This is a genomic window from Methylacidimicrobium sp. B4 (assembly GCF_017310545.1).
Lineage (GTDB): Bacteria > Verrucomicrobiota > Verrucomicrobiia > Methylacidiphilales > Methylacidiphilaceae > Methylacidimicrobium.
The window spans coordinates 1,529,633-1,542,171 of sequence record NZ_CP066203.1 but is presented as its reverse complement, the minus strand read 5'-3'; the positions used below and the strand labels follow the sequence as shown (position 1 = coordinate 1,542,171).

The window sequence follows — 12,539 nt, the reverse complement described above, 5'->3', positions numbered from 1 at the left end:
GCGGCTCCTTGCTATCGCGTTGCGGGGGGGACGACTCTTTCAACTTCCGATGGGGGGGCCGCAAGGGGGGCGATCTTCAACCGTCGCTCCCGATGAGCGAAGTAGAGGTTCCGGATGTAGGGAATCCAGGTGAAGAGGTAGGCGAAGACGAATACCGAGTCCCGCCGCGAAAGCGCGTAGATCAAGAGTAGCAGCGAGCCTCCGAGACTGCAGTACCAGAAGGCCACCGGGATGACCACGCTCCTCTTTCGCTCGGTGGCCAGCCACTGAATGACAAAGCGCGAGAAGAAAAGCAGGTTGCCGGCCCACCCGATGACCTTCATGAGGCTCCAGTGCACTCCCAACCAGGAGCTATCGGCCAAGAAAAGCGCGCTCATTCCTCTTCTCCCTCTTTCCTGCGGTGCGTTCCGTTCCGTCAGACTTACTCATTCCTGCTAAAACAGGAACAAAGCTGACTTCCTGCTTCATTGAGGCTGGTTTCACCCGGCGCTTGCGTGCCGAGCCAGAGCCCTCCTCTCCACAGGCTGACACCGTGGAACTCACGGCCACATTCTTGAGATTCATCGCGGCGTTCACGTCCCGGTCATGCTCCGCGCCGCAGGCCGGACAGGTCCACTCCCGCACCGAGAGCGGCAAGCTCTCCAGCCGATGGCCGCAGTGGGAGCCGGTCTTGCGGCTGGAGAAGAACCGATCGGCGACCACCACCTCTCCGCCCCGCATCGCGGCCTTGTATTCCAGCGGCCGCCGGAACTCGAAGAAGCCCATGTCGCCGATCGACCGGGCCAGACGCCGGTTGCCCATCATGCCGCGCACGTTCAGGCCCTCGACGCCGATGAGCGAAAACCGGCGCCTGAGGCCAGCCGACTGCTTGTGCAGGGCGTCCAGGCGGCCATTGGTGATTCGGGCGTGCAGCCTCGCCAGCTTCTCCTTGGCCTTGCGCCGGTTGGCCGACCCCTTCCTCTTGCGGCTCAGGCTCCGCGAGAGCCTGCCCAAGCGGCCCAGCCGCGCCTTGTGCGGCTTGGGGCCAGGCACCTTCTCCCCCGTCGAGAGCGTCGCCAGCGCCCAGACGCCCAGATCCACGCCAACCACGCCTTGGCTTTCGGCTTCTGGCGGACGCAACCCCTCCGGCATCTGGACAACGATGCGGACGAACCAGCGGTCGGCCACCCGGGAGACCGTGGCCGACATCACCGTCCCAGGAAAACGCAACGTCTCGCGCAGGCGCACCCAGCCAAGATTCGGGATGCGCATGCGGGAGCCGTCGAGGTCGAACTGGTCGTTGGTGAGCGTGAACCGGTCGTGGACGCCCTTCCTGCGAAAGGTCGGGTATCTGGCGCGACCGGCCAAAAAGTTCTGGAATGCCTTTCCCAGCTGGATGATCGCCATCTGCGGAGCGCACTTGGTGACTTCGAGCATCCAGGGGAAGCGCTCGCGCTTGATGGCGTTGAGCTGGCGGCGCAAAGAATATTGCGATGGCTTGGGCAATCTCTTGTCGGCCTTCCCTGCCTCGTATTGCCCTTTCCACTCCGCAAGCGCCCAGTAGTAGAAGCGTGCCGTGCCCGCAGCTTTGGTGAAATAGGTCGCCTGCGCGTTGTTTGGATCGAGGGCGATCTTGTGGGCGATCAGCATTGCACAGCCTCCACGGCGGCCCTGACACCTTCGAGCAGCTTCTGGTTCTTGCGCGAGCGAGCTCCGTACAGCCTGGCGCTGAAGACCGTGATGATCTCGAGCACGTCTTTCGCCAAGTCTTCCTCGAAGGTCGTGTCTTCGCCTTGGTTGAGGATCACGACCTCGACGCCCTTGGCCTCGCAGATGGCAAACACAAGCTCCGCGCCAAAGCGCAGCAGCCGGTCCTTGTGGGTGATAACCAACCTGCCGACTTTTCCGCCGAGGACGGCATCGAGCAGCGTCTTCAGTCCCTTCTTGTGATCGTTCCTGCCCGAACCCAGGTCCGAGATGACCTCGAACGTCCATCCTTGCCGGGCGCAGTAGCGTTCCAGAACCTGCTTCTGCCTCTCCAGGTCCTCCTTCTGGTCATGACTGGATACGCGGGCGTAGGCGATGGTCTGCCGTTCCGATTCGGGTGAATGGAATTGCCCAGGACGCAACCTGGCAAGGTCATAGCGTCGCCGCCCACCAGTGGTGCGCTCATCGGGAATGAGCTTGCCTTCCCGTTCCCAACGCCGCAGCGTTTGGGCACAGACACCAAGGAACTCGGCAGCTTCGCGGATGCTTACCAGCTTGCGATTTATGTATAAACTATTCAAACAAGCGCAGGAATAAGCAATAAGTAAATTAACTGTTCAAGCCCTCTCTTCCCTCATCCCGCCATAGCCGCGATCCGCACCTCCCGCTCCCTCGGGACGAATTCCTCATCGGAAACCACAGGCACCAATCGGTCGCTCCACGGATGCCGCACCGTCACCCAGGAGCGGCATCCCGCCAGGCTGCCCTCCCAAGGACAGACCACTTTCTGGCTCTGGTAGACGCGCACGAGCAAGAGATGTAACCCCTCTTTGGCTCCGTAGGCAAATCGCTCTCGGAGCAGCTCCTCCTCCCAGAGCTGAAAAACGATGAGGCGGCGGACGCTCTCCCAATCCCCGAGAAACCGCGACCAGAGGAGCTTGGCCACGAATTGCAGCTCCGCTTCTTCGGATTCCGCTCGTTCTCCCTCTTCCACCAGGAAGCGGAATTCCGGACGAATCCGAACGGACTGGGCATGAAAGCGCGTGGGCAAGAGCCAGAAGTCGGAATGGCTTGCCATGAAGCCGCCGCGCCCTTCGGCAATTCCCCCTTTTCGAAGGAGCAACATCTGCCTTCCCGTTCCCAATGCTCGGACAATCGGCTCCGCCTCCTTAAGGGCGGGCCATCCGCTTCTCGGAGCTGGACGAATATCGTCGGCGACCAAGGCCTGCTTCCCCTCCTTCCGTCTCGCTTTCTCCCGAAAAAACCAGGGCGCGGCAACGATAAAAGTAGAGCACGCCGGAGGTAAAGGTGGTCGCTACAGCCAGCCAGAGGAGCACAATCGCAGGCAGTTGCAGCAACTGGGCCGCCCCACGCTGTCCCCCTCCCAGCTCCGCCAGGGCCATCTGCGTCAGCACCAGGAGAACGTAGAGCATCTGCGCCAAGGTCTTCCACTTCCCCGATGATGCAGCCGCAAGGACCGCGCCTCGCGCGGCCATCAGGGCACGCAACCCCGTGACGAGAAACTCCCGAGCCATGATGACGACCACGGCCCAAAGAGGAACGGCTCCTCGCTCGAGCAAAACCAGGAAGGCGGCGCAGATCAGAATCTTGTCGGCCAGGGGATCGAGGAGCTTCCCCAGATCGCTGACGAGGTTATTCCTCCGTGCGATCCAACCATCCACCCAATCCGTGAGACTGCCCACCGCGAAAAGCACCAGCGCCGTCGTGGTGGAATAGGGCCAAGTCACGCTGACATCCGCGACGAAGAGCCCGCAGATGCACAGCCTTGCCAGACTGATCTGGTTCGGGAGGTTCCACTGTTTGGCAGTCGCCACCGCTCCTCGCAGTAAGCCTCCGATCCACCCCCTTGAGCAAGAGAAACCTGCGAGAGCACACTCAAGAAAGCATTCGACGCGGGCCTCGGACGAAGTAAACTTTGTCCTGGTGAAACGCGCGATCGTGCTGCTCGCCTGGTGGCTTGCCTTGCTTCCGGCATGGAGCATCGATGTAAGCCCGAGCAAGAACACCCATCCCAACATCATCGACGACACGCCGCGGAAGCATTGGAGCCTCTTTTCGTTTCGCTTTGGCGACCCGAAGCGAATCGAAAAGGCAAACCAGGTCAATTTTCGCAACTTGGAAGCGCGCCTGCAGGTCGAGCGGAATCCGTTTCCCCTGGCCTTGCTTCACGATCGGCTCGACTCGGCTACCATACGGCTCACCTTTCAGGTATTCAACAAGGGGAAGCAGACCTACTCGTTTACCTTTCCCAATGCCCAGCGCTACGATTTCGTCCTGCGCGATGCGTCGAACCAGCCGATCTACGTCTGGTCAGCGGATAAGGAATTTCTCTCGATCGAGGGGATGTCGATGCTCGACCCGGGTGATTCGCTGACATTTACCGATGTGTTGCCGGTCGAGGATCTCGACCGTCCGCTTTCCCCGGGGACCTACCACGTCGAGATGACCCTGGCCGGGTATCCCGAGGTCACCGCGGCCACCTCCTTCACCGTGGTGCCGTAGCCTCCCGCACAACGCCTCTTTTCTGCGCTGCCTCCGGCGTGGGTCCGGCGGGAGTCGAACCCGCATCCAAGGGATTATGAGTCCCCTGCTCTGACCGATTGAGCTACGGACCCTCTTCTGGGACGGTGCCAGCTCGGGGCCCCTACGGCTTCCCTTTGGGTTCTGGTCGAGGGCCTTCCCGCACGGAGACGACCGTGACGGTGGCGCCCTCCACCTTCGCTCGGTCCGGAGGGCTCAAGACCACTCGCTCCCCCGCCTGGATGCCGGATTGAATCTCTACCTTGTATCCGTCGTTGTTCCCGAGATCAACCTTCCGGAGGTGACATCGATTGGACGCATCGACGACGACGAGATAATGGCCATCGGGGCGATCGAAGACCGTGTTGACTGGTAAGGTGAAGGGAGCCCGGCTTGGGACCTGAAAGCTGACCAGCACGTAGAGACCCGGCAGGAGCTTCTGATCGGGATTGGGCAGGTCGACCTCGGTGAGCAGGGTGCGCGAGGCCGACTCGAGCCCCATCGCGGTACGGACGACAAGCGCGTCCCGGATCTCGTTCGGCATCTCCGGGATCATCACCTTCGCCGTCATGCCCTCCCGGACCGCGAAGGAGTAGGATTGGGGCACCGCGACGTAGATGCGCAAAAGAGAGATTTGCGCCATCCGATAGAGCTGCCGCAACGCTCCAAAGGGAAATTCGCCCTGGCCGGCGACGAGGGTTCCGATGTCGATGTTGCGCGCCGTAATTACGCCGGCAAAGGGAGCGGTCACCCTTTCGAACTTCTGCCATTCGATCCACCGGTTGAGCTCCGCAAGGGCCGCATCGTACCCGGTTCGCTGGACATCGTATTCCTCCTGCGAGACCGCCCTGGTTTGTACTAGCGCCTTCCAGCGATCGAAGTTGATTCGGGCGATGTCTGCCTTGGCTCTCAAGTTCGATACGGTGTGGTCGACTTCCGGCGCATCGATCTCGCAGAGCAGGTCCCCTTCGTTCACTCGCTCGCCGATGTCATGATACCACCTCTTGACATATCCGCTGACCCGAGCCCAGATCGGCGTCTCATAGAAGCCCTGCGTCGTGCCCGGCAAGGCCAGAGGGAGCGAAGCGGGGGTCGGTTCCGGGGTGACCAGCTGTACGTAGATCCTCTTGCTCTCCGCAACGATCCGCTGCAAGGCCCTCCAATCGATGGCCCGCTTCACCAGCCCGACCCCGAAGAGCACGACGAGCATGGCGCCCACGATCCAGCCGGGATGCCGCCTCCCCGCAATCCTGGCCACCGACTTCGAGAACCGCGTCCAGAATGCCGGTAGGCCTCCCGGCCGCAAAGCGGGTACAAACCGCAGGAGGAGATTCTGATGCGATGCCGGTTCTTTCCGCAACTTCTCTCCTTTTTGGGTTACCGCCGGTTCCCAGCCTCCCGGCTCCGAATCGAGGCGAAGACGGTAGGGACGAAGAGCAGCGTGCCAACGGTTGCGAGGACCAATCCTCCGATGACCGCGCGTCCCAGAGGAGCATATTGCTCGCCTCCCTCTGCCACTCCCAAGGCCATCGGAAGCATGCCCACAATCATCGCTCCAGCCGTCATCAAGACGGGGCGGAGCCGGATCCTGCCAGCTTCCACGGCCGCGTCGACCGCCGTCAATCCCTGCGCCATGCGCTGATTGGCAAAGGTGATCAACAGGATGCTGTTGGAGCTGGCCACCCCGACGGTCATGAGTGTGCCCATCAAGGCGGGCACGCTGAAGGCAGTTCCCGTCAGGAAGAGCATCCAGATGATCCCGCAAGCTCCGATCGGCAGGACCGAGAGGATGATGAAGGGCTCCCTCCAGGACTGAAAGTTGGTGACCAGCAGCAGGTAGACGAGCACGACGGCGAAGAGGACGCCGAACCCGAGCTGGGAAAACGCATCGTGCATGCTGACTACCTGGCCCATGACCTCGGCCCGATAGAGGGGTGGCAGCCTGTGCCGCACGTCTCGCAGAATCTTTTCGATCTCCGTCGCTACCCCCGCCAGATCGCGGCCCTGGACATTCGCCAAGACGTCGAAGACCGGTTTCATGGTGGAGCGGCTCATCATGGCCGGTTGGAGCGTTTCGGTTAACTGGGCCACGTTCGCCAGCAGCTCCGCATTCTGAACGTTTCCGAGGAGGGTCTGCGTCGAGGCGGCCGGAGGAACCGTCTCTGCCGTCGTGGGAGCCAGCGTCATGTTGAGAAGATCGTTGATCGAGGAGATCTTTCGCTGCTGGGTGAAGACCAGAAACGGATAGTTGATGGTCGTTCGTGGATCGACCCAGTAGGTCGGGCTGACCATGAAGCTGCTGGAGAGATTGTTGAGGACGTTGTTGGTGATGTCCACCTGCTTGAGCCCCATCTCGATCGCGCGCACGCGATCGATTTCGAGATGCAGGGTGGGATAATCGATTCGCTGGTGGATGTGGACGTCGACCGCCCCTGGCACCGATCGGACCCGATCACGGATCTCGCCCGCGAACCTATAGGCGAGGTCGAGATCCAGGCCGCTGACGTGGATGTCGATCGGAGCGGCGATCCCGAAATTGAGCACCTCGTTGACCATATCGGCTGGCTGAAAAAAGAATTCGCAGCTGGGAAAACGCTTCGGAAGGAGATCCCGCAGGCGCTTGGCGTACTGAGCGGTCGGATGGTGTCGCTCCTGGAGCTGAATGAAGATCTCGCCGTCGAAGACTCCTTCATTCATCGAATCGGAAAGTGCGAGCGTCGACATGAAGTAGATCGGGATTCCCATGTTGTCGACGACCGTCTGCAACTCTTCGGGAGGAATGACTTCCCGAATGGTCTTTTCCACATCAGCAAAAATTCCTTCGGTGACCTCGATCCGAGTCCCGGTAGGCGCATAGACATGGAGCCGCAAGATCCCGGCGTCGGCGACCGGGAAGAAGTCACGACCCACCCAGAACGCCACCGCCAGGCTCACGAGCACGAGCATGGCCGCGGTCTCAAAGACGCGCCGGCGATGAGCGAGAAGGAAGGCGAGGATTCGTGCGTACCGTTCGCGGAGCGCATCGAACGCTCGGTTGAATGCCGCGTTGAATCGCTGCATGGCCGAGCCCCGTGCCTCTTCAGCGCCTTCGGATTCCTCGCGCAGCAAGAGCACCGCCATCGCGGGAACGAGGGTCCGGGAGAGAAAATAGGAGAAGAGCATCGCGAAGACGACGGCCAGCGCCATCGGGATGAACAAAAAGCGGGGCGGGCCTTCCAAGAAGACGACCGAAGTGAAAACGACGGATATCGAAAGCGTCGCCATGAACGCGGGTGCAGCGATCTCCTGGCTCCCATCGAGGATCGCTTGCCGGAAGGGCTTTCCCAACTGGAGATTCCTGTGAATGTTCTCGATCGCTACCGTTGCATCGTCCACCAGGATTCCGACCGCGAGCGCAAGCCCCCCGAGGGTCATCAGATTGAGGGTATGCCCCAGGCTGCTGAGCACGAAGAGCGCCAGAAGGATGCAGAGCGGAATCGAGGTCACGACGATCAAGGTCGTCCGGAAGCTCCCCAGGAAGAGAAAGATCATGACCCCTGTCAGGAACGCTGCGCTCCCCGCCTCGCTGACCACCCCCTTGATCGCCGCCTCCACGTAAACCGACTGGTCGAAGAGCTCCCGGATCTCGATCTGCGGATTGGCCCGGCGGATCTCGGGCAGAAGCGCCTTGATCTGGTCGATGATCTGGATGGTGGAGCCCCCGGCGATCTTGAGCGCCGTCATCAGAACCCCGTGCCGTCCGTTGAGCCGGACCAGGTTCCATTGCGGCACTCCGCCGTCGTGGACATTGGCAATGTCGCGCACGTAGACGACGCGGTCGTTGATGTTCTTCCGGACGACCGAGGTGTTCGGATCCGGGACGAGCTTCACCGGGAAGTTGTTCACCTCGAAGATGTCTTTCGGAACGTTGTTGAGGGTGACAAAATAGTCGCGCTCCCCAATCTTCACGTCTCCCGACGGATAGTCGATGACCTGCCCGTTGACGACGTTCAGCAGATCCTGGGCCGTCAAGCCCCGGGCTAAGAGCTGGTTGGGATCACAGTCCACGGTCATCCAGCGCACGATGCCGCCCCACGGGGGAATGAGAAGGGTTCCGCGGACCGCCAGGAGGTCCCGGCGGAGCTGCCAGACCGTGTAATCATAGAGCTTCGATTCTGAGAGGACGGGACTGGAGACGGCGATCTGGACGACCGGAACCGAGGAGGCATTGAAGCGAAAGATCAACGGAGGCGTAGTCCCCGGCGGCATCCGCTTGATGAGCGGTTGGAGAACCGCCGTGATCTCGGCGACGGCCATGGAAATGTTGACGTTCGGCTGGAAATAGACCTTCGTGACCGAAAAGCCGAAGAAGACGTTCGACTCGACCCGCTTTACCCCATCGACAAAGTTGGCGATCTGGTAGTCGCTGAAGGTCGTGATGTAGTTGGTCATGTCGGTCGGCACCAGGCCCAGGTACTGCCAAGCGATGATCACGACCGGAATGTCGATCTCCGGGAAGATGTCGGTGGGCGTTTTTCGGATGGCGAAAAACCCGAGAAAGAGGATCAGGATCGCAAGCACCCCAATCGTATAGGGTTTCTTGAGGGCGGTACGAACGAGCCACATTTCCGACTCCCTTGTTGCCTTGCGAAGGCTCTTCCCGTCAAGAGATGATAGGCGAAGCCGTTGTCAGCAACAACCGCGATATCTGGCCGGCATGCCTGGCAAGCTTTCTCCCGCGCAGGGTCCAACGGCCTTCCGGTGTCGCGTGGTCTGGCTTTTGCTTTTCCCAGCGAGCTTCGCAACAATCCCGAGCCCAACGGCTCGCGCATCAAGGGCAAGGCAGCCGCCGGCAACCCCTTTCGGGGCTTGGGTCGATGCGCCGCTCGACAGTCGGTCAGGAATCGGCTAGAATTGGGTTTCGTGGCAGATCCCCAAGCAGCACCGCCGGAGGACAAGCCCGCAAAATCGGAAGCCTTCGCCTGGCTGGATAAGTGGATTTCCCCGGAATCGCTGGGCGTAGCTGCGGATTCCGCGCTCGATTGGGTCCACCGGCTCTATCCCTTCACGGGTCGTCCCGGCGTAGAGGTGGAATGGAAAAGGGATCGCTGCTGGTGGGTCGACCTCTCTGCCCGCATGAGTGAAATGTCCTATTTGTGCGCGGGAGGCTCTCTTCTCAACCACACCCGAAAGCCGTTTCACCTGCTCGACGTCCGCCTCGTCTCGTCGCGCGTCGGCGCCGATCTCTGCTACCGTTCGATTCTCTCCTCCCATGCGCCACCGAATCGGGATGTCGAGGTTCCGCCGCAAGGAGCGCTCGATCTCTCCTTGGAAATGGGCTTGCGCGGAGCGCCGCCGGCCGGAACGACGGATTTCTGGGTCGCGTTCTCTCTCCGAGGCGAAGGCAAGTTCCACGTGCCGATCCACTTGGTTCTCCGCCCGCTTAAGGCGATCCTGAGTGACATCGAGCTACCGCAGGAGCCCGGCTTTCAGATTTCCGACCCCATGGAGAAAAATGCGACCTCGGTGCTCCAATTCGAGCTCGTGGAGCTTCGCTCTCGCGGTCCAGCGCAGCTCGGCAGCCTTTCGGCACCCCAGGAGAATGGGGCCGACGGCTTGGTTTGGGAGCCAAGCCAGGCCGCGGGCTGCGCCCAACGGCAGGTTTCCTCTCCGAACGTGGAGGCCCTGCTCCGACTGTTTTCGCGTCTTCCCTCCGAGGAGGAGCAGACGCGCCTCCGGACGGCCCTCTGCGAGCGGCTCCAGGGCCAGCGGGGCTACGGCGCCGTCGCCTACTTGATCCTATTGGCCCTGTTTCGGATGGGCGCCCTTTCCGAAGGTCTGAGCGCTGCGCAATCCGGACTCTCGGGAGACTCTCTGGCTCTTTTTGGAATCCGCCGCCTTCTGGTCCTTTTGCTGAAGTGGGAGTGGCACTCGTTTTCCGACAGCCTCCTCGACGACGTCGAGCGTTTCGTCTGTCGGCTCGGGGACCCTTTTCGGACCACGGAGCGGATCGCTGCGATCCGGACCCTGCGGCTTTCTGCACCGGAGGAGCCGCCGCGCGCGACCGCGTGACCCAGAGCGCGCCCTTCCCTCGGAAGGATAGGAGGATCCACCGGTTGCTTTCGCTTCGAGAGACGCTCGCGGCACTCACCCTGCTCCTTCTCTGCTACGCCGGGAAAGCATCCGGCCAAGGATGGATTGATCTTCTGGCCGGGGAGCCCGTTTCGGACGCAGACCTTCTCTCCGACCTGCAGAATGCGCGAATCATCTACCTGGGGGAAATGCACACCGCCCCCTCCCACCACCGGATCGAGGAGCGACTGCTCCGCTCGCTTGCCGCCGGAAACGCTCCGCTCTCTCTCTTTCTGGAGGCGCTTGATGCGAAGGACTCCCCGGTCCTCTCCCGCTTTCTCGCTGGGGCGCTTTCCTTCGAGGAATTCGCTCAGGAGATCGACTGGCCAAGACGGTGGAGCAACTATCAGGACTACCGCGGCCTCTGCCTTGGCGCCCGAGAAAAGCGCGTTCGGGTCCTCGGCCTCGACGGCCCCCCCCTACTCTTCCACCGGATCGCTCGGCAAGGGTGGCGGTCGGTGCCTCCTGCCGAACGGGAGCGCCTGGGATTGAATCAGGTCCGTTTCGATCCGCTCTATCAGCGCCTTCTTCAGCTTTTCCTTCCCATTCATCGCGGAATGGGGCGATCGTGGCAAGTCCGGGCCGCCGAGGCGCAGGAAGTGCGCGACGATTGGATGGCGGAGCGCATCGTCGAGGCTCTGCGCACGACCCACGGCCGCAAGGAACGCGCGCTGGTCGTCTGTGGAGCGGGCCATCTACGCTTCGGCTTGGGCTTGCCCGAGCATGTCGCCCGCCGCCTGTCGCTCCCGCAGCGGATTCTCCTCCTCGCACCCCCCCCGGAACGCGCGAGAACCTCGGGTCTCCCGCTCGCTCGAAGAGCAGCGGCCCCTCCCCCTCTTTCCCACGCCGCTCTCGCGTTCGTCGACCGTCCGCTTGCCGACTATCTCTGGCTTCCTCCCCGTGCGTTTCCGGTCAAGAATGCTTCCCGATCCCGCAACGAGGCTCCCTGAGAGCCGCCCGCGAAGCGCCCCAAAGATCAAAATAACGGGCGGCTCCTGCGGGCCCGCTTAGAGCGGACGGGTCTTGGGCAGCCCGAAAACGCGCATGCCCTCTTTCCATCGACCCCGTTTCTTCAGAAGGGCGATGCGCTCAAAGCGTTTCAGCACGTTTCGCTTGGTGGCGAGCTGCGAACCTCTGCGAAGACTCCGGTGTTGCGACATGTCGATTGCCCTCCAAAAAAGGCTAAGAGAGTCGCTTATCGCAAAGCGGGGCGCCTCTGTCACGAAAAACCTGCCGAGGAAAGCCTTTCCGCGTCGCCCATGCCCGGGGGAGCGCGTTTGTGGGCGGCGGTCAGGCATCCTTGCGGGTAGTTGCCTTGGCCAGAGGCTTCCCTCGAACGGAGCGATTGCCGTGAGAATGCCCCCGGCTCCGAGCAGGGTGGTGGGCTAGGGCATGCCGATCCCCCTTCCGAGAGGAAGTGGAGCGTCGCTGCTGGCTGCGAGTGGCGGCGGGCCGCGGCGAAGGACTCGCCTGGACTGGGAGAGCCTTTGGAGGGACCGAGGAGGGATTGGCCGACGGCGGCAGGGTCGCGGCAGGCGGCGGGGGGGATGCGAGAGCCGGTCGCGCCACGGAGGATGCGGCCACAATACGAGGAGGGGGAGAAAGAGGGTCGAGCTGAATCACGACCAAGCTGCCGACCGGCACGCTTTCGTAAAGGGAAAGGACATCCCGATTCCGCATGCGAATGCAGCCATAGCTCGCGGGCTGGCCGATCAACGCCTCCTGATTCGTTCCATGAATGTAGATTCCTCGGCCATAGGCATTGCGGTTCTGCTCTTCCAGACCGCGGAGCCAGAGGATTCGAGTGAGCAGGCTGTCGTGGCCAGGCGCGCTTCCCCGTTCCAAGTCGACCCGTTCCCCGGTATAGTGGCGATGATAGAACTTTCCTCCCAATGGGACTCCGTCGCCAATCTTGTTCTGGACAACGAAGCGGCCAAGCGGCGTACGAAAGCTGTTCGGTTGATCCCCTAGGCCGAATCGAGAGGTGGAGACCGGAAACCGGTGTGTCGGAGTCCCATCCTTGACCACTTCGAGGGCTTGATCGTGCACGCTCACGCGCACGACGGTGGTCGGCTTATAGGTCGTGGAAGTGACGCAACTCGAGAGCAGGACCGCGAGGGCGCAGATGCAAAGCTTACCGCCCAGGCCTACACGTCGCATGAAATCAGGGAACTCTAGCGAGAGAAGAGGTCCTCCGAAAA

12 protein-coding genes and 1 tRNA gene are annotated in these 12,539 nt (G+C 61.9%); 3 read left to right on the top strand and 10 right to left on the bottom strand.

Features of this window, described 5'->3' with window-relative positions:
* Nucleotides 1-11: 11 nt before the first annotated feature.
* From MacB4_RS07375 to pgsA, 5 genes are all read right to left on the bottom strand, one after another.
* Nucleotides 12-377: a lipid-A-disaccharide synthase N-terminal domain-containing protein gene (locus MacB4_RS07375; protein ID WP_206863239.1), complete on the bottom strand. Its 366-nt coding sequence runs from the start codon at nucleotides 375-377 to the stop codon at nucleotides 12-14.
* Complete coding sequence (locus tag MacB4_RS07370; RefSeq protein ID WP_242529170.1) at nucleotides 352-1,629, bottom strand: transposase; 1,278 nt, start codon at nucleotides 1,627-1,629, stop codon at nucleotides 352-354. The genes MacB4_RS07375 and MacB4_RS07370 overlap by 26 nt, the downstream gene beginning before the upstream one ends.
* Nucleotides 1,623-2,252 carry an IS607 family transposase gene (locus MacB4_RS07365; RefSeq protein ID WP_206864984.1) on the bottom strand — a complete coding sequence of 210 codons (630 nt, stop codon included), beginning with the start codon at nucleotides 2,250-2,252 and terminating at the stop codon, nucleotides 1,623-1,625. Before MacB4_RS07365 ends, MacB4_RS07370 begins: the two co-directional genes overlap by 7 nt.
* A gap of 68 nt (nucleotides 2,253-2,320) precedes the next feature.
* A complete protein-coding gene (locus tag MacB4_RS07360) occupies nucleotides 2,321-2,812 on the bottom strand; it encodes a DUF1802 family protein (RefSeq protein ID WP_242529169.1) in 492 nt (163 codons plus the stop codon).
* A gap of 43 nt (nucleotides 2,813-2,855) precedes the next feature.
* Entirely contained in the window at nucleotides 2,856-3,521 is a 666-nt protein-coding gene (gene pgsA, locus MacB4_RS07355; protein WP_206863237.1) for a CDP-diacylglycerol--glycerol-3-phosphate 3-phosphatidyltransferase, read from the bottom strand.
* Nucleotides 3,522-3,630: 109 nt separating this feature from the next.
* On the opposite strand from pgsA, the gene MacB4_RS07350 reads away from it, so the two are divergent.
* Nucleotides 3,631-4,209: a BsuPI-related putative proteinase inhibitor gene (locus MacB4_RS07350; protein WP_206863236.1), complete on the top strand. Its 579-nt coding sequence runs from the start codon at nucleotides 3,631-3,633 to the stop codon at nucleotides 4,207-4,209.
* A gap of 39 nt (nucleotides 4,210-4,248) precedes the next feature.
* Here the strand turns inward: MacB4_RS07350 and MacB4_RS07345 are convergent.
* From MacB4_RS07345 to MacB4_RS07335, 3 genes are all read right to left on the bottom strand, one after another.
* A tRNA-Ile gene (locus MacB4_RS07345) sits at nucleotides 4,249-4,322 on the bottom strand.
* 29 nt (nucleotides 4,323-4,351) lie between these two features.
* Entirely contained in the window at nucleotides 4,352-5,587 is a 1,236-nt protein-coding gene (locus MacB4_RS07340) for an efflux RND transporter periplasmic adaptor subunit (protein WP_206863235.1), read from the bottom strand.
* Between the two features lie 17 nt (nucleotides 5,588-5,604).
* Nucleotides 5,605-8,832 (bottom strand): efflux RND transporter permease subunit, encoded by a 3,228-nt coding sequence (locus MacB4_RS07335; protein ID WP_206863234.1) that lies wholly within the window; start codon nucleotides 8,830-8,832, stop codon nucleotides 5,605-5,607.
* A gap of 297 nt (nucleotides 8,833-9,129) precedes the next feature.
* Here MacB4_RS07335 and MacB4_RS07330 point away from each other — a divergent pair, with 297 nt between their 5' ends.
* A complete protein-coding gene (locus MacB4_RS07330) occupies nucleotides 9,130-10,278 on the top strand; it encodes a hypothetical protein (protein WP_242529168.1) in 1,149 nt (382 codons plus the stop codon).
* 44 nt (nucleotides 10,279-10,322) lie between these two features.
* Complete coding sequence (locus MacB4_RS07325) at nucleotides 10,323-11,288, top strand: ChaN family lipoprotein (RefSeq protein ID WP_206863232.1); 966 nt, start codon at nucleotides 10,323-10,325, stop codon at nucleotides 11,286-11,288.
* Between the two features lie 57 nt (nucleotides 11,289-11,345).
* On the opposite strand, the gene MacB4_RS07320 is transcribed toward MacB4_RS07325, so the two are convergent.
* A complete protein-coding gene (locus MacB4_RS07320; protein ID WP_206863231.1) occupies nucleotides 11,346-11,498 on the bottom strand; it encodes a small basic protein in 153 nt (50 codons plus the stop codon).
* Between the two features lie 130 nt (nucleotides 11,499-11,628).
* Complete coding sequence (locus MacB4_RS07315) at nucleotides 11,629-12,498, bottom strand: L,D-transpeptidase family protein (protein WP_206863230.1); 870 nt, start codon at nucleotides 12,496-12,498, stop codon at nucleotides 11,629-11,631.
* Nucleotides 12,499-12,539 lie beyond the last annotated feature (41 nt).